Here is a 23,739-nt window from a genome sequence, read left to right as displayed (position 1 = left end):
TACATAAGATTATTCTAACTGATGAATCAAACCTGTACAACGCTATTAATTAGTGGTGTACTTTGGAGCGGAATGACTGGTGTACTTTGCTGTGGAATGGTGGTGTAGTATGGTCCGGAATATTCATTAAGAAGCTCTTACGGATAGCGATGTCCATTTTGCCAATATCTTTGGCATCATAATAATCAAAGAAACGGTTTCGTTCATATATTGCAGATACCTCAATAATTAGTTTATTGTGTAAAGAGAATCGGTTCATAACGTTTATGTGTTGTGAGAATTTTGATTTATGTATTTCAGATGATGTTCTGACATCTACGGTAGTATTCCTAAGGTTGCCATTAAAATTAATATCACACCAACTATTAATTTTGACTGGAATATAGATATCAAAATCATTTAAATTTACAGCATCCTACAAAGAAAATACAGCACAAAATTGATAAAAACGAAAAAACATAGACAAAGACGAAAAATCAACATTTTTAGGACTAATAAATAATATAAACACTAACGAAGGAGATCAAAATATTATAAATCGTTTGTCAATAATTGTCTATAACGGAGGTCAATGGGCCAGTTTATTCGGTTTGATTTTCCAATTTTTTCGGAGGTCAATGGGCCCAAAAAAAGAATCAAAAAATTGGTCATAAACGAAAAACCCTCGGATCATGGATATCAACCTGTAAAGTGGACAGGCCCTCTTTTGGCTCAATGGATTGATAAAGAAGATGGCTTAGCCTATCAAAAGGCACAAGTCTATAACTAGCTCGAAAAGCTTGGAATTGTGTTTGAAAAGATAAAAGGTTTAGTTCATAAAGTGTAATTAATTAACATACTTTCACCAAAATTGAAGAAGAGCCACTTTGTTCGGAATAATCAAACGAAGCATAATTCCAATTAGGGGGATATTCTTCTAATATGTATTTTAATCTTGAATCATGAACAGATAATGCATCTAGCTCTAATAATTCATCAAATGAAAAGCTTTCGTAAACTATATAAGCTATGATTTCATAGTCTCTTTCATTTGACTCATCATTTCCTATTTGATTTACTAATTGCTCTACAGGCGAAAGAAAGTATATTAAAATTATTATAATACCTTGACACACTATAATTTGTATTACTTTTTATAATTGAAATAATTAAAATTAACATTTCAAATGTACGGAAATTTTCCGTACATTTGAAATGTTAATTTTAATTATTATCATGGCAAAATTAGTAAATGATCGCATTGACATCCGTATAAGTAAGGAAAACAAAGACCTAATTAAATATGCTGCAGAAATAAGTGGATTTAAAACTATTTCTGAGTTTATTGTTTCGTTAGCAAAAAATGAAGCTAAAAGAATTATTGAAGAGGAAACTCGATTTCTTAAGTCAATGGATGATAATGTACTGTTTGTAGAAACTTTACTTAATCCTCCTGCTCCTAATAAAGCCTTAAAATCAGCATTAGATAATTACAACGATCTATTAAACTCATTTACCCCTAATGATTTCGAAAGTTTTAGAAAAAAACCATAATCGTAAAAACTTCTATTGTGGTATTGATGAATTAGATAATTATCTAAAACAATATGCAAATCAAGACATCAAAAAGCGATTGGCAGTTTGTTATGTTATTGCTAACCAAAACAATGGTGTAATCGGATATTATACGCTATCTTCTAATAGTATAGACCTTTCAGACATTCCAGAAGATTTAGCAAAGTCTTTAAAGTATACCGAAATACCTGTTGTTATCATAGGTCGCTTAGCTGTTCATAAAGATTACCAAGGAAACAAACTAGGGCAAACATTACTTATTGATGCGCTAAAACGTATCGTAGAAATAAGTTCATTAGTTGGTAATCATGCTGTCATAGTAGACCCTATAAATGAATCAGCAGAAAAATTCTATGCTAAACTTGGATTTATACCTTTAAAATCATCAAAGCGTATGTTCCTACCTCTAAAAACTATAATTGATTTATTTAAATAGAATAAGGGTTAAGCCCCCTTATTCCATTTACTCATTTCATCTACTAAATACTTACTTTCAAGCTTCACATAACGTCTAAAACTTCTTATGATACTCCCTATTTGTTGGACAACTTTTTACTAAACTAAGATATAATTACGATACATTTTTAATTTCTTGATAGAACTTTTCATCGGGAGTTTACGATCTATCGCATTCATAACCTGTAGGTTGAATAGGGATTCCCCCTTGGGTTTAAAACAATAACTGCTACGGGGTAACTCCATAACCTTGCACTGTCTGTGTAAACGCTCATTTTCTTATAAGATGGGCAAACAAGCCCGCGTTTCTCTTCTAAGCTCATTTCCTCAATACTTTTTTTAAGAAATCCACCTGTATCTGTAACTCCCCAATCTTGGAGTAAAGTTCCTTTTCCTTGGAATCGTCTTTTGAAGAAGACTTCTCCGTGGTAAAAACAGATTCTGCATTATCCAGAAATTCCCGTTTCCAGGTGTTGATCTGGGTGGGATGTAACTCATATTTAACCGCCAGCTCATGGATAGTATGCTGCTATTTGATGGCTTCTATGGCTACCTTAGCCTTAAAGCTTGCACTGAATTTCCTGCGTTCTTTTTTCATTCTCAACTGCTAATTTAAACATTTATGCAGTTGTCCAGTAGTTGGGTAGTATGATAAAATCGTTAATAATCATATAAATGATTTAAAATAGATTTTTTAAAAAATCATTTAAATTTTTCCCTTTTAGATTTATAGCTATAATTTTACCATGAGGATCCACCAATACATTATGAGGAATAGCTCTTACTCCATATAATTTAGCTACATCATTTTCCCACCCTTTTAAATCTGAGACATTTGTCCACGGAAGACGATCTGTTTCAATAGCTTTTAGCCAATCACTTTTTTTACCTGGATTATCTAATGAAACCCCTAGCACTGTAAAGTTTTGATTTTTATATAAATTGTAAGCTTCCAGAACATTAGGATTTTCTTTACGACATGGTCCGCACCAAGAAGCCCAAAAGTCAATTAAAACATATTTACCTTTAAAATCTGAAAGCCTCACAGGATTTCCATTTATATCATTTTGCTGAAAATCTGGAGCTATGGATCCAATATTATGAAGTTCTTCGTTATATAACTTAGCTTTAACTCTTTGACCTTTTGGTGAGCTTTTTAGATTTTCATCTAAAGAGGATAACATTTTTTTATTGATATAATTTTTATTTGAATGCGCTAGATTAGAGCTGATGATATCTAAACTAACAACGGAATTAGGATGCGATTGTACAAAATTTAGAGTTAAAGAATCTTCTAAACTAGTATAAGCTTCCATATCAGCAAGTAAGGAGTCCAGGTAGCTTCCAACCAATTTGTTTTCCTTAGCAAGTGTTTCGTATTTTAACTTTAAAGGTTCTTTTGTTTTATCTAAAATACCTATTACTTGTTTATCGTATACTCTGTAAGTTTTATTTATATCTCCTGCGATAATATTCGCTTGAGCAAGGTTGCTTTGTGTTCTAATATTTATATTTTTTTCCTCAAGATAGAAATCCATATAATCCTCCTTTGCATTTGTAATTTGGTCTGCGGAATAAGAGGCTTTCATAATGACCCTAAGTTTTTTTGGCTGCTGAAAAGGAACTTTGAATTTATATATACCTTTCGAATTTGCAGATGCAGAATCGATTATTTTTAATTGATCTTTATCTCCAAATTCTAACAAATATATTTTTAACTTTTCAGTTGATGGATTATCTACTTTTATTTGTAGTTTAATTTTAGTTTGCTGAGCTAGAGCAGCGTATGGAAAAAATAATATACAAAACAGGAGAATATTTAAAGTCTTTTTCATGAATAGATAGTATTAAAATATGATAATAATTTATTAGAGAGTGCAGGATAATCATGGAAAAAGTATTTTCCATGATTATTTAATTTGACCTATTATTCAGGTTTCCAATTCATGTTTTGGATTTTAAGTAAACCGCTCCACTGGGCATTAGGTACAGGGATCAAATTAATTGTATTTGGATTGTTTTCAATATTAAAGCGCTGAAGTGTACCTCCTGAGGCTTGATCATAACTTGCTACGTATAATGAATTTATTGTAGGCTGTTGCTGGGTATCAAATTTAATCATAGTTACTTTTTTACCTTGAAATTGGGGGATTTCATATAATCTTTCATTACCAGGATTATAATCGTAGGCATATAATCTATTTTGGAAAGTATAGAAAACTACTGTTCTATTAGAAGCAAAGGCGTACTGGTCAGCTTTATCAAAGTGTTGAGCAATAGACTTAACTGTATAATTGGCAAGTTTAGTAGGACTGCTTCCTGAAACATTAAATTTATATATGTTATGTGTGTTATCACTTGTTCGTATTACAGCAAAGGAATTACCACTAGTGAATCCACCGTCGCTGTTTACCGTGTTCTCTGCGTATATAACCTTCTTGTTATTCTTCCCAAGATCCCATGAAAATACGTCACCATCCCTATCTGTAGGATATACGGAGTAATCCATTCCTAATAAGGCTGGTAGATACATAAACTTATTATCCCTTGTATCTATCCACAACACGGAAGACATATTATTTATTGGATACATTAAAAAAGGTCCAGCTGGTATTAACTCATCTGGTTTAGAGGCTATTTTATTAATGGGATTTAAAAAATAACCTGCTCCCAATATGGTATAAGCAGAATATATGTTTCCAGAAGTAGTAAGAATAACTTTACTGAAGTCATTTCCAACCCCTCCATCAATATTTTTTATTTGCGGAGCTATATCTACCGCAAACTCTTTGCTCACATCTATAGGATCTGTAGGTAAAAGAAAATTAGAAAGTACACTACCTGATGAGTATTTCATTGTTTTTCGATCCAGATAATATGATTGTTCCTTACTTAAAAACCATACAAGCTTATGTGTCTCGTCATATCCTCCAGAATATAAAAATTTAATAGGACCATTTACAGGATCTATAATTCCACTATTTTTTATTAATTCTTTAATATGGAGCGTATCACCAATCATGGATAGCATTTCAGCTTCGGTATTTCCTTCTGGAGTTTCCCCTGTAAGAAGAATTCCTCGAGTGTAAGGGGTGGAAACACGCAGGGTAGAAGTTTTTATAAATACTACACCGGTTTGTTTATCTTTTATGCGTAGTTGCATGGTATAGTTACCGATGCTCTGTTTAACCTGATAATTAAGCTGCAGATCATTTCCGATAGTATCGGCTCCAAATGCTCCTGTTTTTATTACCCAGCGATATTCATATCTTTCTGCATGATGAATATTCATATTAGAGGTGAACTCCGGGCTGATTCGCAGCGTATCAAAGTCTGCAATCGCTGCATATTGATCTTTTAAGTTTATTATTTCTAACTCATTAATCTCTTTGTATTTATAATTTCCTAAATCTTTGGAGCAGCTGATTATTAACCCAAGAAATAATGTAAGGCCCAATAAGGTGAAGATTTTATTATATATTACTATCATTACTATATCTAGTTAAGTAAATTAAAAATTAAGGTTTATATGCTACTCCTATATAGCTTTTCCATGGCACACCTTGAAAGTACATTAACCTCCCATCATCTTCTAACACAGGATTTCCTGCCTCAAAACGTGCAATTAAAATTCTAGACATCTGACTTCCAATTAACCCCATTCTTAAAAAAGACATGGTTTTATCGTTAGAAAACTCGCTATAAGTAATGCCCAATTGTTCGGTTATAAATTCCATTTTTTTTCTGGAGAATGCACCTAATGAATTAAATTCTTCTCCATTAGCTAATACAGATCCTAACCATTGACTAGGCTTTACCATCATATTGTTAACATAAATGGTATGTTTACTGGCGTCAAACTTCTTGGCTGGGTTGGATCCTGTAATATCCACTGGAGGTTCCCAGTTTCTAAATGCTGGCACAAGATCTTCGGTGGCAATAATTTTAAGAGTCAATCTCTTTTGCTGGTCGTTTAAATCTGTTTGGGCGAAAAAATCTATTGCAACAATGGAACTGTGCTCTCCAGCTTTAAGTATATAGAGATCTTCAATAGGTTTATAATGTAGTCCCTGCTCTAGTGTCGTAGAGTCTTGATCGATGAGTATTTTAAATTTTCGGTCATAGTCTTTCACCTCCCCTACTAGCATAATGGGTAGGTTACAAGTATAACTATCGGTACCAAGTTTTATAAATTCAACATACGATTCCGGTTGAAAAGGGCCATCTTTATCTTGTAGTTCTCCCCCATATCTTACTCCAAAGTATACCCCTTGCGGACCTGAATAGTTGAAGTACTCTTTTTGGCAACTATTGAGAACTGTCTGAATACAAAGTACGATTAATATGATTTTAGTTTTCATTGGAGCAATTTTTATTGATTACGTATACTAATTTCATTATCTGGAAGAGGAACTAAATAGTCGTTTAAAAACATATTTGCAGTTCCTGTTAATTGATCTGTTTGAGGCAAGGTGGTTGATTCTGTGCGTTTAAGAAAGAAAAACATCTGCCCTTCGCCAATAAATTCTTTTCTATATTCTTTATTTATAGCGCTATTTAACCCTTCGATATTTGTTGGATATAAATTAACGGCATTTCTACTCGATCGTACAATATTCAGATAATCTGTTGCTTCGCTTAAAGAAAGAGATGTTTCGGCTAGAATTAAATACAGCTCCGATATTCTTATTAAGGGTAACATGAAGCTACTTGGTGCAGTAGAATTAAATTCATATTTCACATTTGTAAGTGATGTTTGGCTATTATCTGTCCTTAACTGCCATATAGCCCTTCTATAATCATTCTCATCATCATATAATTCCGTGACGCGAGCGAACGAGGTATTATCTAGGTTAAAGGATAATTTTTGTGTGCTCGGCAGGATAGAACTAAATAAATCATTAAAAAGGACTATTTTTTTAGTGTGATATAGTGAAAATATGACCTCTGTGGAAAACACTCTATCAGCTGAAGTAGTGCTTGTCGCTGCAGCCTTAGTAACAAAAGGAAAAATATCAGTATTAAATTTCGCCTCTTGAATGATATCTTTGGCAATCTCATATGCTTTTTGATTATCTTTTTTATAGAGATATACTCTTGCCAGAATACTTTTCATAGCAAAATAATTCATTCTATATTGTCTGAAATACAAGAAGTTATCTCCGTTTGGACTCTCTTGATTTCTTACACCTTGGATGCGAATAGGATCATTTTCCAATAATTCAATGGCGCTGTTCAAATCCTTGAGAAGGTAGTCAAGATACTGTTGATAGCTAACTAAGGGTTGAACTTGATCTACAGAATTTAGTGCATAGGGAAGAATAGCTTTGTCACTAATATCTTTATTGTACATAGGACCAAATAAACGAAGCATATCGAAATGAAAATATGCTCGAAGAGCTAAAGCTTCACCCTTGATTGTGCTATAAAAAGGCTCTTTTAATATACCGTTGGATTCTTGTGGCATTTTTTCTAACAGCACATTACAATTAGCAATAAGCGAGTAGCTTTTTAACCAAATATTTGAAAATATTTCTTTGTTAGCAGCCTCTTCATATTTGAATTCTGTGATGGTATTATATTTATGATTATGTGTTCTTGGATTAATATGATAATAATGAGCAAGAACATCAATTGGACCACAACTTAAGTATTCACCATATGAGGCTTTATCTGTCATTTCAAGATAGATGCCATTTAGTGCTTTTATGTATCCCTCCTGGCTGCTGTATAAATCCTCTGCGGAGAATTGATCCGAAGGGGTAACATTCAGCCATTTTTGACAAGAGCAAAAAAGCAAGAGGAAACCAATAAATATTTGATGTTTAAAATTCATAATTCGTATTTCTTTAGAAGCTTAGACCTAGATTAAATGTAATATCACGGGCAAAAGGGTAATCTATACCTCTTTCATTTTTAATCGTTGATAAATAAAGAAGATCGTTGGAGTTGATACCAAAACGTAATGATTTACCCTTAATTCTTTGCAAGAATTTTAAATCTTTGGTTTCATAAATTAAACTTACAGACTGCAGGGTGAAAACGTCATTATCTTGAATAAAACGAGATGACATAGGTGTAGCGTTGGTTTGAGCAATACTTTTAAAGTACGCTATATCTCCAGGATTTTGCCATCTATCGTACAGGGCCCTCTTATCCTGATTATTTATTACTGCTGTTGAAGAGATGTTTTCTACCTTATCAAATAAGGTCGTCATAAATGCTTTTCCACCAAGCTGGTATCTAAAAGATGCAAAAAACTGAAAACCCTTATAATATAATGAAGTAGATAGGTTACCATCATATTTGGCTCTAGCACTTCCTAAGTTGACCTCATCTGCGTAATCATGAACGAAAGTTTCCTGATCATTTATTTTCTGAAACATTTCTCGTCCTGATGCAGGATCAATACCTAATGAACGTACCGCCCAAAGATCGTCTGGGCTCGCTCCATCATAAAAGCGTTGAAGGTTTTTTGATCTGTTAGTTTGGTTATACTCTTTTAATGAATTACCAATATTTTTATATTCCGATCGGTTGTTGGCGATAATTGCAGCAATTCTCCAAGACAAATTTGAATTTTGGATTACCGACATATTAATATCTGCCTCCCATCCGCTGGTTTCAAGGATACCTAGGTTCTGAATAAACTGCGTTCGGCCTGATGAGGCTGGGGTGGTGATATATACTAATAATGGATCTGTATTTTTAATATAATGATTAAGGGTAAATCTAAGTCTATCGCCCTGACTTACTAAATCAAGTCCATAATTCTGATTTAATGTTTTTTGCCAACGTAAGTTCTGATTACCAAAATTGTCTATTATAACTCCTGGCCCAAATGGATTACTTGCTGCTTTACTATACTGATAAATCTGAAGGGATATATAATCGTTGAAATTCTGGTTTCCTAAATTTCCGTAAGATGCTCTTACTCGAAGACTTTCTAGCCAGCTCTTAGTTTTATTCATGAACCCTTCTCTAGAGATATTCCAATATCCTCCCACACTCCAAATCGCTGTTGTATTTTTGTTTGTCCCATAAATAGAGGAACCATCCAAGCGAATATTTCCATCAAATATATAACGGTTATTGTAACCATAATTTGTGTTTAATAAGAAACCGGCCTCTCTTCGCTTTAAATCTAAATAGCTTGGTAGAGCACCACTTGCATAGTTAAACGCTAAAGATGGGTTTATAATTTTATCGTCTAAAAAACCTTCAACATCAAATTGAGCGTAGTTAGTCCGAGAATTATTTAATGAGGCTCCCGCTACTAAGTTTAAAAATTGCTTATTCCAATTTTTACCATAGGTTAGCGTTGCCAAGGAATTAAATTTTGATAATTTTTCATTTTTTTCTCTAAAGGCCCCTCGATGTTCCATGCTTTGGGAAATAAATTCTGTATTTAAAGGGGAGCGAAAGCGGAAGTATTGATTACGAGTTTGTGTAATTCCTAAATTTATTCGAAAATTTAATCCTGGCATAATGGCCCAGTCCATATTGAAATTGTTTATTATTTCTTGGTTATCATTTTCATCGATGTTATTGTTATGGTAATCATATAAAGGGTTGTAAAGTCCGGTGTTTTCTTCTGCTGTAGCAAATAGCTTATCTACCTGTCCATGTTCATTGTATTTTCTGAAATATGGATTTGATTGAACAAACTTTGAAAATGCAACAGGTGCATTTGTGGAGTTTATAGCTCTAACATTAAGCATATTATTGAATGAAAAGTTTCCATTTCTATAAGTAATGCTTACGTTGCCATCAGTAATGATATTACCTGATTTATCCATGACCCCTTGGTTAATAGTCTTTGTTAGCCCCACATTATATTGGAAAGATTCAGAACCACCAAAAATTCCTAGATCATGGGATTGGCTTACGCCTGTTCGCAGCGGCTCGTTCATCCAATAGCTGTCTACACCACGTGCTACTTCTTTGAGCCTCTGGAAATATAGGTCTTCATTATTTTGGGAGTTGTTATTTATATGACCATTTTCATCAAGACCTCCGTAATATCCCGAGAGAAGTTCAAATTGCAATTTCTCCTGGGCATTCATCAAATTATAATCGGTAAGGTCAGCCACCTGAATATTGGATCTAAGGTTATAACTAATGCCCAGCTTTCCGGGTTTGGGTTTTATTGTTTCTAAAACAACTACCCCATTGGCACCTTTTGATCCGTACATAGAAGTCGCTGTAGCATCTTTTAAAATAGTGATAGATCCTACTCTATCCATGCTTATATCCCTAATTCGTTCCATAGTGGTCTCAAAGCCGTCCATAATAAATAATGGTTGGTTGGGATTAGATCCATAGGCATCTTCTAAGCCCGCGACACTTGTCTTTCCGCGAATTTCAATATTTAATGCCTGGTTAGGATCAGAACCAAACTGGCTGTTTTGAACTATTTTAAAAGATGGATCTAATATGTTTAAACTTTGAAGAACATTTGTTCCACTTACCATTTTAAGTTGCTCGGCGGAATAGCTTGCTGATGCTCCAGAAAAACTTTCTTTGCTACGAGTGAATATTCCAGTAACCACTACATCTTCTATAGTCTCTTGATTTTCCTCAAGTAAAGCGATGATAGGATCAGTCTGGTTAAATAGTCCTTTTAGTTCCAGCTCTTTCATACCCAAATAGCTTATGAGCAGTGTCACTGGTGAATTTTCATTTTTAAATGTAATAGCAAAATAACCATCGGAATTGGTAGTTGCAGATTGTGATGTTCCTTTAATTTTTACAGTAGCATTTGTTAAAGGTTTCTTGTTGTCTTTTCTTAGGACCTGACCAAGGAGAGTATGCTGATCAAGACTGGAGCTTTTGTTGGCATATGGTACTGAAGATCGTTCTATTTTAGATAAGGCAATAACTTTGTCTTCTATAGTAAAGTTGAACGGTTCGTATTTACATATTTCCCTTAAGAAATCTTTCAGCTCCATTGTATTGGCGTTTATGCTAATGCGTCGGGCTTGTTCAAGATGTTTTTTTTGTCCAAAAACAGTAAAATCTGTTTGGCTTCTAATAGCATCCAAAGCTGATTGAAGTGGAATATTTTCCCCTTTAAAAGTAATTTTTTGTGCTAGTAGAATATCGCTTGAAAATAATATGTAAAGCGATATCATTAAGCAGAGATTATTTCTTATCATTTTATTAAATTGATACATGGATTAGGTTTAATTCTTTTAGGATTAGTATTCATCACAGAATCTAAGGGGGAGTATTTTTAGTTTTCATATATTTATTTTATAATTAATTCTCGTTTAGTTAGATCTAGTTTATATTCTACCTTTGCGACCTCTAATAGCCTTAAAATAAGATTAAAGTTATTCTGGCGATAGGCTTGACCGGAAAGTTCTACTTGAGGTATTTTATTTTCGTAAACGACTTTTATATCGTACCATAAACTTATTTCGTCTAGAATAGTCGACAATGGTTTATCGTCAAAATCAAATTTCCCTTCTTTCCATGCATAGTAGCTGGAAGGATTCACATGTCTTATAGCTGATTTACCTCCCTGAATTATATATTGCTCTGAAGGTAAGAGCATGGAAGCTCCTACCGATACCTTACCCTCTACAAGAGTTGTATGAGAATAAGTGAATTCCTGATAATCAGAGATATTAAATTCTGTTCCAAGTACCTTAATATTTTGTCTATCGCTTCGAACAATAAAAGGAATGCGTTCGCCCGCTTGAGTAAGCAATTTATTAACTTTAAAATATGCTTCTCCTTGTAGCTTTACTATGCGTGACTGGCCCGGAGCAAAGGAGCTGGGATAGGTTAATTTTGAACCGGAATTTAGCCACACTTGACTTCCATCGGGAAGTGTTACTTGATACTTTCCTCCTTTAGGAACCTCTAGGGTAATTATTTGGTTGTTTTGCTCTGTAGTTATCAGCTCGCCTGAAGAATAGGTTATATTATCACCAATAATGATCTCTCCTTCATTTTGGTCAAGGTCAATCTCTTTTCCATTTGATAATATTAATTTTGCTTTGTTGCCTCCTGCTGGTATTAGTTGTTCTATTTGCTGCGGTGTAGCTAAATATAAATTTTGTTTTGCCTGTTTGGTGAATAACCAAAATCCGATATTTAATAGAACGGTTGCAGCTATTGCGGTACAAGCTACCCATCTTAATCTTACTAGTGTAGATTTTCTTTTTTCGAAAATTGTTTGTTTTGACTTAATTTTAGGGTATGTCTTATCTTTAATGCGATTAAATATTTTCGATTTAAGTGCCTCTGTGGAGTTTTCCTCCATTACGGAAATTAATACTGAAGTATCATCGAAAGAATTATACCAGGATAATAATTCCTGATATTCCTTGGAGCTAATCTCTCCAGAATTGAACTTATTTACTAACTCTTCAATTTTTTGTTTGTTATCCATATGCATCTTCTTGCCCTCTATTTATAAAGACTGAAAATCTTAAAGTTGGGGTGAGTGCAAATGAAAAAATTATTTATTTTGAAGCAAAGTAAAATATATAACTATAATTGTTAACAGTTCTGTATTGTTTCGAATATCGCGGTTTGCTTTTTTAAGGTGGGATTTAACGGTATTAGCAGATATATCTAGTTTTTCTGCAATTTCGTTTATGGATAGGCCTTCCTCTCTTTTTAGTAAGAATACTATTCTGCATTGAGTAGGCAAAGCGTTTATTGCCAGGTCGAACTGTCTATTAAGCTCTTGAATAATTAAATGTTTTTCCGGAGTGTAAATATTAATATCTTCTACTACAGGAAGTTTATCATCATTTTGCTTTTGACGATTTCTTGCGTATAATACAGTGAAGACTTGATTTCGGATGGATCGAGATAAATAATTGTTAAGGTTTCCGCTTGTGAGCTCAAATTTATTACGAAGGCCCCAAAATTTACAAAATACATCTTGGACACACTCTTCAGCATCAAATAAATCTCCTAGTCGGTTATAAGCAACCGCGAGGAGTTTATCCCAGTATCTGTTATAAATTTCAGCAAATACCATATCATTTTCTTTTGGCCATATTTCTATTAGCTGCTGATCAGAAAGTGATGTGAGCTTATTCATTTTTCTAGGATTTATTACAATTTCGACAAATATATAAAAATATATAAGAATATATATATCCTCATTTTATGCATGTGTTAGAACCTTTTTTGGCATCAAAGAGGAAAAATAAATTATGGAATTTAGATGGGATGAGTAGTGAATTTCTTCTATTCCTTTATCAATATCCAATCTCTGGAGATAGGATAATTTTTCATCAACTCTTTAAGATCTTAGTATTTTCTTCGATAAGAATCGATAATAAAATTAAGAATTTACTCGCACAACTAGTTATAATATTGAATTAGATAATTAAAACACATTTCTAATTATCTGACTACGCAAAATCTAGATAATAAACATTAGATTGTTTCACTGCTAGGTGTTATATTTTTTATATTATATTAATAAACACAAAGAGATGGCTAAAAAATAATCTCTTTGTGTTAGCTAATAACTAACGGTTCGAAACCTAAACCACAATGTAAGCTTAAATCTTATATCATATCTTACATTTAATACTATAAAAAAACACCCCCAAAAAGTTAAAAAATTTATGGGGGTGTTTTTTTTATATTCGCACTATTATTTCTTTATTACAAATACTGTAGCTACGCCGCGTTCTCCTTCATTATCAAATTTGCCATTGTCAGAAGGATGATTAACTACACCATAATTTTTCACCCAGGCAGTAGAAGAACCACCTCCATCATAATTTAGTGCAGAAACACATTCCAAAGCTGCCATGAAACTCGAAAGTTCTGGAATTGACATACCTCGTGAGGATGACGCACGACCATCAACTACTGTTACTAACAGTTTATTATCTGCTGTCAGTCCTACTGCAGTTCTTGGATGTCTAGTCGTATTAAAGTCCACTTCCAATTGTGATAGTTCTTTACCTCCAATCATTAATAGTGGGCCGCCTGCAAGTGCTGTGGGTTCACTTATAGTGTTCCATCCTGATGATGGCTTTACCATAATATTAGGTACTCCAGACGAATTAAGCGTTAAGGCTCCATTCTCCCTATAACTGTTGAAACCATTATTTGTTTCTTTAATAACTTTTCCATCTTTCTTTAAGAATACTGTAGAGCCTCCAGAGGTAGTATTAAAATAGCTTCCGTTAAATGCTATCAATGCATTATGCTCGGTTGCAGCCTCACTAGTTTTTAAAAATCCCGAAGATACAAATGGTAATTCTATATTAAATCCTTTTGATAAGTCGATTTCTAGAATTGTCACAAATTGTTTTGTTTCAAACAAATTATTAAACTGATAACTTTTCCAGACTATACCTTCAGCAACAGATCTTACGTCCCACTTAGCAGCGGCAACTATTTCTTTTACATCTAATTTCTCAACATTGGTATAGTCGTATGGGAGCTGGGTACCTTCCTCTTTTTTAGAACAATTGACAAAAAGGAATAAAATAAGTATACTATATAAAATTCTGTTTTTCATAGTAAATAATTAGGGGTTACTAACCCATTTAACATTTAAATTCAGTGGTTTTTGAATAACATTCAATTGCTTGTCTATCTTTAAATACTCTCTATTTCTATAAAGGAGTATTTCTTGGTTATTAATTTGGCCATGCACTCCAGCGACATTAGACTTTCCCCATGAAAAAGGCCAATTCGAGAAGATTTTTGCTGCCTCTCCCTCCTTTTGGAAAACGAATTTATCATCTTTTTTGGTAGCAACTAATACCGCATCGTTTGAAAAAAGTATTAATTTATCGTCTACAATTAATCCTGCATTGAAACTATTAATCTTCCAACTATCAGGCATATTATAAACAAAATTATCCCATGAAAATATATTTTTGATTTTCATATTACTTTTATCGACAACATAAATCTTATTTAACGCTTTAATAAACCAAGTATTACCGTTTTCTATAAAAGACCAAGCACCCTTTTGATCTTGAAATCTAGGATCATTAAAAACTTGAGTACGATTACTCGTATTTACAACTTTCCCATCATTGGTTTCATAGACTAAAGAATCCATTAGATAATATGAATTGTCATTAATTTGCCATGATACCTGAGGTGTCAACCAAAGAGCATTTTTAATGAATTTATCATTATCTAGTTCCCCATTAAAAATAGACACATAATCAAGCTTATCATTTTCTTTGGGGGATATATCTCCCTCAATAAAAAACTTAGCATGTACAGAATCATATTTTTTCAAACGCGCAGCAACAGACACGGCGTGCCAGTGATTCGAAACAACAAATACAGTGTCTCCTTGTTGAATAATATTTTTTCCGTATTCATCCTTGAGAGTACGACTGAAAACATAATTCTGGACTGTTGTTTTTGCGTTCTCTTCTTTATAAATTTTAGAAGATTCCACTCCCAACATCACTAAACCATCAAACATGATACTGGCTTCACATATCGAAGACTTATGTGCACCACATCCACCAGAAACAATTATTTTATCTATTTGCTGTACATTATACAGTCTATTTGCTATTTGTATTCTTGAAGCAAGAATTTCTGGATTACTCGAACCAAGAACCAACATTATTGTCTTGGGGTTAGAAGCTATACTAATATTCAAAGAGGATATTATTAAAAGACAGACAAATATTACTATTTTCATCATTACTTAACTTTATACCCCATTATTTTTAATGTTCTTTCTGCACCATACATATCTTTTGTAATGTGCTCTGAAAATATGGGATTGAATGTACTACCGTAAGCGCTTAGACCATCTTTATCAACGCCATATTGTAATGCTGGATTATTCTGTCCAATAGGCATGAAATCATTATTAAGCATGGTGTTTGGAGAAAATGTAGAACCCGATACTACAGTTCCCTCAGCAGAATAAACTGAAGTCATAATTACTGAGTTTTTAATGTGTGGATTCGTAGCAGAAGCTTCAGCAAACATATCTACATCTTTAGAAGTTGCAGTTTGTGTGTTACTAGCTATGATTGAGTTATATATATTCAAATCATTGACTAGATTACGTTTATAAACACCTCCACCAGGACCTGCAGATGTGTTATCCACTACAGTTGAACTAATAAGGTGAACAGTAGTTCCGCCATACAGCATTACTCCTCCTCCACCATTAGCAGATGTTGACTTATTACCTGAGATGAGAGAGTTTATGACATAGGCTGTCGAATTCTCACGAACATAAAGTCCAGCACCGTATGAAGTGTTTGAATTATTTTTAATCTCACAGTTGTACAATGTTAAAGTAGCATTCGGATAGCCATGTAATCCCGCTGCAGTACCAGAAGCAGAATTATTATTAAACTGAGAATCATAAGCTATTAATCTACCATCTGCCAACCATAAACCACCGCCATTATTTCCTCCACGGTTGTTATTAATTTTAACATTTTTCAATGTAATTTCGGCATTATTAAAAGCATAAATTCCAGCACCATATCCTACAGTTCCTCCAGAATTAGATGTTTTATTTTCTATAACTTCTACGTTACTTAATTCTACGCGTGCATTTGCTATTAACATACCACCTCCCCAGCCACGGTTATATCGAACATCGGCTATTGTTACATTACTTCCTCTATTGGTAGCATTTCCTCCTTTTATAACAATGCCACTTATGGAAACTTTAGACTCGGCGTCGAATGGTGCAGTAATGGTTACCGTGTGATAACTATTGACAGATGAAGAAAGCTGTCCATCAAAAATAGTTTTATAAACAGCCGGATTTGCTGAAGAGCTTGAAGTAGGATTAGCCTCATACCCCCCTATTAACGTTATGTTTTTTGCAATTTCGATTGTTTTATCTGATTCATTTGTTGCATCACCATTCCTAATTGTTTTAGTTGGTTTATAAATACCTTCTGTTAAATGTATGATGCTATTAGTTGTGGACTGTTCCAAAGCAGTATTCAGATCCATAGCATTAACCCAAGATTTACCATCACCCGTTCCATCAGGCTTAACATAGAAAACAGGAGCTTTCCCCGTTTCCTGAACAACTAACACCTCACGCTCATTTTCAGCATCCATCCTCACTAAGATCACTGCCGAGCGCTCATCATCTTCATTAAGAGATGCTGTAAAACCAACTTTATTTTTTCCTTTGCCGAAATTAGTACTATCTAGTGTAATCCAAGAGGCATCGGTACTAATCTCAATCTCTTTATTAGACAAAACGTCAAAAGTGTAACGCTGAGATTTATTACTTACTTCTAAGTAGGTATTTCCAATCAAAAGCTTGCTTTCAAAAATATTTTTATCTTTTTTACAAGCTGTGAAGAGTGAAACAAAGGCAATTATTAAGATTAAACAATTAATATTCTTCATAATTAAATACGTTTGTTGTTAAGTTTATAATTGTTATAATCAACTTCTAATAAATCATAACAGTTTTTAAGTTCCTTTTCGTCAGTGTATTTACATTCATACATAAATACTCCAGAATAATTAATTTTCTCTAACGCGGCAAATATCAAATTCCAATTATTTTTTCCCAATGTATTACAAGGAAGATAATGCGCTTCTGATAGTCCATCGCCGTCGGAAACATGTAAAGTTTTAACACGAGAACCAAACTTTTCGATTAATAATTCGGAATTCATGATATGACACATATCTACTGCAAGACCTACATCATCAGGTAAAAGAGAGAACACTAATTCACATTCTTTAATGGTGCGCAATAACGGTCTTTCCTTATCACCAATTGTTAGTTGTGGGCCAAGCATATTTTCAACTACCATTTGCATATTATGACGTCGGGTTTCATTGTTTAATTCAAACACCGATTTCACCAACTGTGCGATTCTTAATTCCCTTTCATCCATTCCTAGATAATAGGAAGGATGAAATAGAATAATTTCAGGTCGCAAAGCAGAAAGTAACTGAATCATTTGTATATGTGTCTCAACTACCTGCTTTCTTTCGAACTCTGATCTTAGAGATAAATCAATCTTTTGAGAGAAAGGCATATGAATTGACCAAACTTTGATGTTCGTAGCATCTAATATAGTTTTTATGCTATCTATTTGATTTATCCAATAGTCTTGATCATATTTCAAACTCAAATCCTTATTAAGCATAGAGCCGACATTAGATAATTCAATGTAATCAATCCCTAAAGACTTTGCATATTGCATCTTCTCCTTAGTAATTAACTGCATATTAACAGAATACCCTAAGGCCATTCGAGAAGGTGAATACTTTGCGTAAAGCATTGACACGGACATTGTAAACAAAGCTATAAATGCAATAAAAAACCGAAATCTCTGCATATTACCAATTTGCATTTTGAACTAAGTTCTTATTAAGTAATAAATCCTCCGAAGGTAAAGGAGCTAAATAGTCCCTATCTTCGTCAAATTTTCCTCCAGTTGGAAAAGGATCAATATTCCCCGAATTTGAATTCTGCGCTCCAGTGAGTGGATTTCGCAATGTCCGTTGTAAAATATTTACAAATGATGTAACTGATGAAGGGGCACCTGTTGTAGATCCTGTATGTAAGAATACATCGACAATACCATCACCATTGAAGTCATGGCTTCCAACTCCAGCAAAATAAATACCCACCATCGGCTGTTCAATCTTTTTTCCTGCCTTCCATCGCATCAAATCGTCCCAACGAAATCCTTCATTAAAGAGCTCAACGCGTCGTTCACGACGAATTTCTAGAATCACTCCTTTATTAGCTCCATTATCTACATTAGTATACATGTTTGCCAAATACGTATCAGGATTTGCATTAGCCTGTATTAAATTTATATTCGGCATACCTGCACGTGCTCTCAATTTATTAATTGATAAATCTAAGTCGGCTTGCGTTATAGTACCCAATTCGGCTTTTGATTCAGCGTAAATCAATAGTGCTTCAGCATATCTAAATAATATAATATCAAAGTAAGACCCTGAAGTAGACCATTGCGAATTGTCAGGTAAAGCTTTTATGATTCTATAGCCCGTAGTTGTAATAGATAAATTCACGGGTTCTCTAGTGGTTTTACCAGTTACTTTAAAATCTGGACCGGCCGTGATCTGCGTTAACCTCGGGTCTCTATTTTGCATTTCCTGAAAGAAATTATAGGTTTGATAACCTTGTCTATCTGTAAATCGTGATCCATCACTCATCAAAAAGCTATTTATAAAGTCTTTGGTGATACCGTAAGACCCTTGTGTCGCTGATGTAAAATAACTACCTAAGGAATGTACACGCTTCCCTGTTTCATAATCAACTGCTAAAATAGTTTCAATATCATTTTGATTGTATCTACCAAATAGATTACGGTAAGCAGACTCACTTCCTCCTTCAGTAAATAATGTATAAGCACCTGAATTAATTAACTGTAGCGCGGCCTGCTCTGCCAAAGAAAGATACTCTTGATATCCAGCTATACCATGATATTTTCTAAAAGTACCCTCAAATAATGCAACTCGAGCTTTTAATAACATGGCTGTATAGCGAGTAATTAGATTTACTTGTTTTTCAGCCGGAATATTTTGTATAGCATAATCTAAATCTGCCATGACCGAATCCATTACTAGTATGCGAGAATCACGAGCTTTATAAAGATCAGGATCCTTAGCGTCAAGAACAGTATTGTACCAAGGAACATCACCAAAAGTTTTTACTTTATCATAGTAAAAATATGCTCTAAAAAAACGGGCTATACCACTAAATTTTGCTTTTGCAGCATCATCATTCGCTTTGTGATAATTACTTAAAAAATAGTTTATTCTTCTTAAATTACCCCATGACCATCCTCCTGACCCGCTACCAACTGGCACTATTCTATTTCCACGAATTTTAGTACTTGGATTCAATGGCACCAAATTATCTGAAGCAGCATCCTCGGTATATATGTTAAAATCAGGTAACATCGTATAGAGCGCATTTGTGGCTACTTCAAGATCTTTAGCGGTGTTAAAGAAAAAGGGCGCCTCCACTTTATCTTTGGATGATCTGTCTAGGAAATCATCATTACAAGAGCTCAAAAATGATAAAGCCGTGAGAATCCCTACGTTTATATATAGAATCGAAATTTTCATTTTAAACATATTATTATAAATCCAATATTAAACCAAAAGAATATGACTTACCCATAGGGTAAACACGCTGATCGCCTCTATCATCTGCGGTTGCAGGTGATGATAGGTTAATTGCTGAACCTGCTTGTTCAGGATCTATATACCTTGTTAAACCTCCAAAACTCCAGGTGAAAAGATTTTCACCACTAAAAAATAATCTTAGTTTTTCTATTTTGACTTTACGTGTCATTTCTTGGGGTAAAGAATATCCAACTGTAAGATTTTTAGCACGAATAAAACCCACATTAGTTAAGTAATAATCATTGATTTGATACAATGATCTATTACTTTGTAAAGATGAATAGCCTCTGTATATTTGTGGATATGTATTACCCTTATTATCGGGAGTCCATGCATTATCAATTAAATCTTTTCTTAAGAAGGATAAATAAGGTCTTTGATAAGTTCCCCAGTACAACTCACCTGTTGGATACCAGTCTTGTCTAGCCACACCTGATAAGGCTATTGAGAAATCTAAACTTTTCCAACTCGCACTTAAATTAACACCAAATGGGAAACGCGGAGTGGCATTCCCAATACGTTCCAAATCGCCATGATTATCTAAAGTATTCTCGCCATTATCAATTTTCCCGTCACCATTCAAATCTAAATATATTACATCTCCCCCGCGCAGGTAATTCCACTCACTATTTTGAACTACGTTAAAAACATCACCATATACTCTACCTAAAGAAGTGGATGGGTTTGTAAATGTACTTTGGTAAGCTGCTGCCTCCTCATCTGACTGGAATTGACCTGCAATACGGTATCCCCAAATTTCACCTAATCTTTGTCCTTCATAATATGTACTTAACAAACCATTAGGGTTGTTATACTTTGTAATAATACCTTTGAAATTGGAAACATTAGCTGATACGCGGAATTTTAATGGTGAGCTTAGCACATCAAAACTATTTTGGTAGGAAATATTCAACTCATAACCTTCATTTCGCAGGCCAGCATAATTCTCTTTAGGCTCATTTGCCCCAAACACCGCAGGCAATGGCTCCCCTGGAAGATACATCCCTTCAACATTTTTGCGATAAATGTCTAAGTTCAAGAATAACTTATTATTTAGTAAGCCGATATCAGCACCAAAATTTAAGCTACGTGTGGTTTCCCAAGTAACTACACTAGGAAGTGGGCTTGGCATCTGAGCAATTGTTAAAGGGTTTCCTTGGTTTAACCAATCATTAGATCGTGACACATTCATTAGCTCTTTAAAAGTATTAACGTCTACGGTTTGATTACCTAATTTCCCATATGATGTTCTCAGTTTAAATGAAGAAACATAAGGTCTTACATTTTCCCAGAAATTTTCCCTATCTATTTGCCACCCTATAGACAACGAAGGGAAAAATCCCCAGCGGCTATCTTTAGGAAATCGCGAAGAACCGTCATAGCGACCGTTCAATTCAAGCAAATACTTATTATTATAATCATAATTGAAACGTCCAAAAAAACCTCTCACAGCCCAGTCCATTGCTGAGCCAGAAATATTATTCATTGTTGTTGCTAAAGCAAGATTAGAAAGGTTCTCTAGTAACAAATCATCGGCTGTAACCTCCACACGATCTCTGTTAAATTGTTCTTGGTTAAAACCTGCAAGTAACTTAAAATTATGTTGTGAATCTAAGCTAAGATTATATGTAGCAAAAGCATTTAAGGCATTATATTTATCTTTCCAGCGATACTCTGTTAATCTATTTAACCCTTCAACAGTGTAATTCAATTTATTACCTTTCAGATATTCAAATGGATTTAAACGTAATGTTCTTCCCGTATTATCAATACGATTACTATAATCAAAATTTAACACTAATCCTTTAACAGGCTTAGCTACCGCACGAAAAGTATTTGTAAATTCTTCTGTAGTAAATACACGTGAAGTGTTTCCCGCATATAAACCAGCATTACCTCCTTGGCCTCCATTACCTGTACCAATATCTACAGGAATACCGTCAATGCTCACGGGATAGAAAGCCATTAAATTGTACCATGTAGTTGTACTCCATAAGCCCCCGAAACCGTTCGAAAAGCCCCCGTAATCTTTGTCTCTCTCGTTTGTAAATTGCGTATTTGCAGACAATTCTAACCAATCGTATGGACGAAATACAATATTTGATTTAAAGTTTTGACGCTCAATGCCCGCATCTTTATTGATATTATTAATACTTTGTCTGTCATAAACTCTTCCTGAGAAATAAGCGCTTAATTTTTCAGTGCCCCCTGAAACCGAGACATTGTGAAAATTAGATAATTGATTTTTACGGAATAATTCATCCCACCAATTTGTCTTATAGAAAAACTTATGTGTGCCATCTGTTTGCAATTCATGAAATGGTGAGATTTGACCGTCAGCCACCATTTTAATTGTTTCCCAATCCATAGTATTGTACTGGCTATAGCTAGTACCATTATACCCATAAAGAGCAGCGTCTACAGTCTTTGCATACACATAAGGATCCGTTATAAAATCAGTCCTGGCCGCTGGATTTGTCCAAGCAAAGTTATTAGAATAGTTAATGGATGTAGTACCTGATTTACCCGTTTTAGTAGTAATTAATATTACACCGAAAGCACCACGAGCTCCATAAATAGCTGCAGAAGCTGCATCTTTTAAAACTGTCACAGATTCTATATCATTTGGATTAACTCTCGTGATATTACCTTCAATACCGTCAATTAATACAAGAGGACCGCCCCCATTAATGGAATTGAAACCACGCACATTTATATCAGGAGTCTCTGAAGGATCACCATTATTGATTTGAATATTAAGACCAGGCATTAGTCCTTGCAGGGCAGTAGATATATTAGCATCTGGCCTAAGTGCTATATCCGATGCATTGATTTGAGAAACAGCACCAGTCAAGTTTGCCTTTTTTTGAACACCATAACCAACAATTACAACTTCTTCAAGATCACTTGATGTCGGGTTTAATACAACTTCAATCTGTTGGCCTGTAACATAGGAGACAGTTTTATCTTCATATCCCATTGCCGTAATTATCACCTGACCTTCTCTTTGAATTACGCTCAGCGAAAAAGATCCATCCTCTCTTGTTGCTGTAGCAGCATTGCTATTTACAACTTTAACTGAAGCCCCGACAACAGGATTCATATCACTATCCAAAACTTTTCCTTCAAGCAACATCTGTTGAGTTTCTTTTATCAATAATGCATTACTCAACTCAGGAGCTTTTCTAATGAGAACTGTTTTATTTTGGACGGCATATACTAGACCACGAGGACTTAAACATTGATCTAACACCTCTTTAAGATCCACATTTTTCATATGCAGATCAATCTTTCCTACACTTTTTAACTCAGAACTGCTAAATAGAAAGTCCAAATCAGTTTGTTTTTGAACGATATTTAGTACATCTGTTAGTTCTGCTTTTGATACCGAAATATTTATTTTTTGCGCAAACACATTAGCTTGAGTTTGTATAAATAGTCCGAATATAAAAAATGAAATGAATTTCATAATTAGTAGACATTTAAACAATCGTGGGTGGATACACACGATTGAAGTATTATTTTTATACATTTGGTTATATATGGTTTATAATTTACACACGATTTTATAGGCTATGTATTATATTTCCTAGGGCG

General features: G+C 34.0%; 18 protein-coding genes. 3 read left to right on the top strand and 15 right to left on the bottom strand.

Translation table 11 applies throughout. The annotated features are described in order from the left end of the window. Nucleotides 1-49 precede the first annotated feature (49 nt). Nucleotides 50-382, bottom strand: coding sequence for an outer membrane beta-barrel protein (locus tag GOQ17_RS03870; protein ID WP_262885567.1), 333 nt, complete (start codon nt 380-382; stop codon nt 50-52). A 189-nt stretch (nt 383-571) separates the two neighbouring features. Between GOQ17_RS03870 and GOQ17_RS03865 the strand changes: the two genes are divergently transcribed. Beyond that, on the top strand, nt 572-769 hold the full coding sequence (locus GOQ17_RS03865) for a hypothetical protein (protein ID WP_159635044.1): 198 nt from the start codon (nt 572-574) through the stop codon (nt 767-769). Between the two features lie 61 nt (nt 770-830). Here the strand turns inward: GOQ17_RS03865 and GOQ17_RS03860 are convergent, their stop codons facing one another. Continuing rightward, nucleotides 831-1,115 (bottom strand): hypothetical protein, encoded by a 285-nt coding sequence (locus GOQ17_RS03860; RefSeq protein WP_159635041.1) that lies wholly within the window; start codon nt 1,113-1,115, stop codon nt 831-833. 100 nt (nt 1,116-1,215) lie between these two features. Between GOQ17_RS03860 and GOQ17_RS03855 the strand changes: the two genes are divergently transcribed. Both GOQ17_RS03855 and GOQ17_RS03850 read left to right on the top strand, forming a co-directional pair. Beyond that, complete coding sequence (locus GOQ17_RS03855; protein WP_159635038.1) at nt 1,216-1,533, top strand: type II toxin-antitoxin system TacA family antitoxin; 318 nt, start codon at nt 1,216-1,218, stop codon at nt 1,531-1,533. After that, nucleotides 1,502-1,990 (top strand): GNAT family N-acetyltransferase, encoded by a 489-nt coding sequence (locus GOQ17_RS03850; protein ID WP_159635035.1) that lies wholly within the window; start codon nt 1,502-1,504, stop codon nt 1,988-1,990. The genes GOQ17_RS03855 and GOQ17_RS03850 overlap by 32 nt, the downstream gene beginning before the upstream one ends. Nucleotides 1,991-2,690: 700 nt before the next feature. Here GOQ17_RS03850 and GOQ17_RS03845 read toward each other — a convergent pair. The 13 genes from GOQ17_RS03845 to GOQ17_RS03785 all read right to left on the bottom strand — a co-directional run bounded on the left by GOQ17_RS03845 (nt 2,691) and on the right by GOQ17_RS03785 (nt 23,611). Next, a complete protein-coding gene (locus tag GOQ17_RS03845) occupies nt 2,691-3,845 on the bottom strand; it encodes a peroxiredoxin family protein (protein ID WP_236537043.1) in 1,155 nt (384 codons plus the stop codon). Between the two features lie 92 nt (nt 3,846-3,937). Continuing rightward, nucleotides 3,938-5,467: a PKD-like family lipoprotein gene (locus GOQ17_RS03840; protein ID WP_159635032.1), complete on the bottom strand. Its 1,530-nt coding sequence runs from the start codon at nt 5,465-5,467 to the stop codon at nt 3,938-3,940. A gap of 61 nt (nt 5,468-5,528) precedes the next feature. Next, the gene (locus GOQ17_RS03835; RefSeq protein WP_262885565.1) at nt 5,529-6,371 is read right to left on the bottom strand and encodes a DUF4843 domain-containing protein; all 843 of its coding nucleotides are present in this window, start codon (nt 6,369-6,371) and stop codon (nt 5,529-5,531) included. Between the two features lie 11 nt (nt 6,372-6,382). Then, nucleotides 6,383-7,846, bottom strand: coding sequence for a RagB/SusD family nutrient uptake outer membrane protein (locus GOQ17_RS03830; protein WP_159635026.1), 1,464 nt, complete (start codon nt 7,844-7,846; stop codon nt 6,383-6,385). Nucleotides 7,847-7,859: 13 nt separating this feature from the next. Further along, nucleotides 7,860-11,168, bottom strand: coding sequence for a SusC/RagA family TonB-linked outer membrane protein (locus GOQ17_RS03825; RefSeq protein WP_159635023.1), 3,309 nt, complete (start codon nt 11,166-11,168; stop codon nt 7,860-7,862). Nucleotides 11,169-11,260: 92 nt separating this feature from the next. Then, complete coding sequence (locus tag GOQ17_RS03820; RefSeq protein WP_159635020.1) at nt 11,261-12,412, bottom strand: FecR family protein; 1,152 nt, start codon at nt 12,410-12,412, stop codon at nt 11,261-11,263. A 69-nt stretch (nt 12,413-12,481) separates the two neighbouring features. Then, the gene (locus GOQ17_RS03815) at nt 12,482-13,075 is read right to left on the bottom strand and encodes an RNA polymerase sigma factor (protein ID WP_159635017.1); all 594 of its coding nucleotides are present in this window, start codon (nt 13,073-13,075) and stop codon (nt 12,482-12,484) included. A 564-nt stretch (nt 13,076-13,639) separates the two neighbouring features. Further along, entirely contained in the window at nt 13,640-14,518 is an 879-nt protein-coding gene (locus GOQ17_RS03810) for a phosphodiester glycosidase family protein (protein WP_159635014.1), read from the bottom strand. Nucleotides 14,519-14,527: 9 nt separating this feature from the next. Continuing rightward, on the bottom strand, nt 14,528-15,676 hold the full coding sequence (locus GOQ17_RS03805) for a YdcF family protein (protein WP_236537042.1): 1,149 nt from the start codon (nt 15,674-15,676) through the stop codon (nt 14,528-14,530). After that, entirely contained in the window at nt 15,676-17,367 is a 1,692-nt protein-coding gene (locus GOQ17_RS03800; protein WP_159635008.1) for a BACON domain-containing protein, read from the bottom strand. The genes GOQ17_RS03805 and GOQ17_RS03800 overlap by 1 nt, the downstream gene beginning before the upstream one ends. 2 nt (nt 17,368-17,369) lie before the next feature. Beyond that, entirely contained in the window at nt 17,370-18,314 is a 945-nt protein-coding gene (locus GOQ17_RS03795) for a sugar phosphate isomerase/epimerase family protein (RefSeq protein ID WP_236537041.1), read from the bottom strand. Between the two features lies 1 nt (nt 18,315). Next, nucleotides 18,316-20,082, bottom strand: coding sequence for a RagB/SusD family nutrient uptake outer membrane protein (locus GOQ17_RS03790; RefSeq protein WP_236537040.1), 1,767 nt, complete (start codon nt 20,080-20,082; stop codon nt 18,316-18,318). A 13-nt stretch (nt 20,083-20,095) separates the two neighbouring features. Then, nucleotides 20,096-23,611 carry a SusC/RagA family TonB-linked outer membrane protein gene (locus tag GOQ17_RS03785; protein WP_159634999.1) on the bottom strand — a complete coding sequence of 1,172 codons (3,516 nt, stop codon included), beginning with the start codon at nt 23,609-23,611 and terminating at the stop codon, nt 20,096-20,098. Nucleotides 23,612-23,739: the final 128 nt, after the last annotated feature.

Source organism: Sphingobacterium composti (assembly GCF_009829075.1).
In the GTDB taxonomy this organism is placed as follows: Bacteria; Bacteroidota; Bacteroidia; order Sphingobacteriales; family Sphingobacteriaceae; genus Sphingobacterium; species Sphingobacterium composti.
Note: the sequence above shows the minus strand (reverse complement) of the source record. Positions and strands in the feature narration are given on the sequence as shown.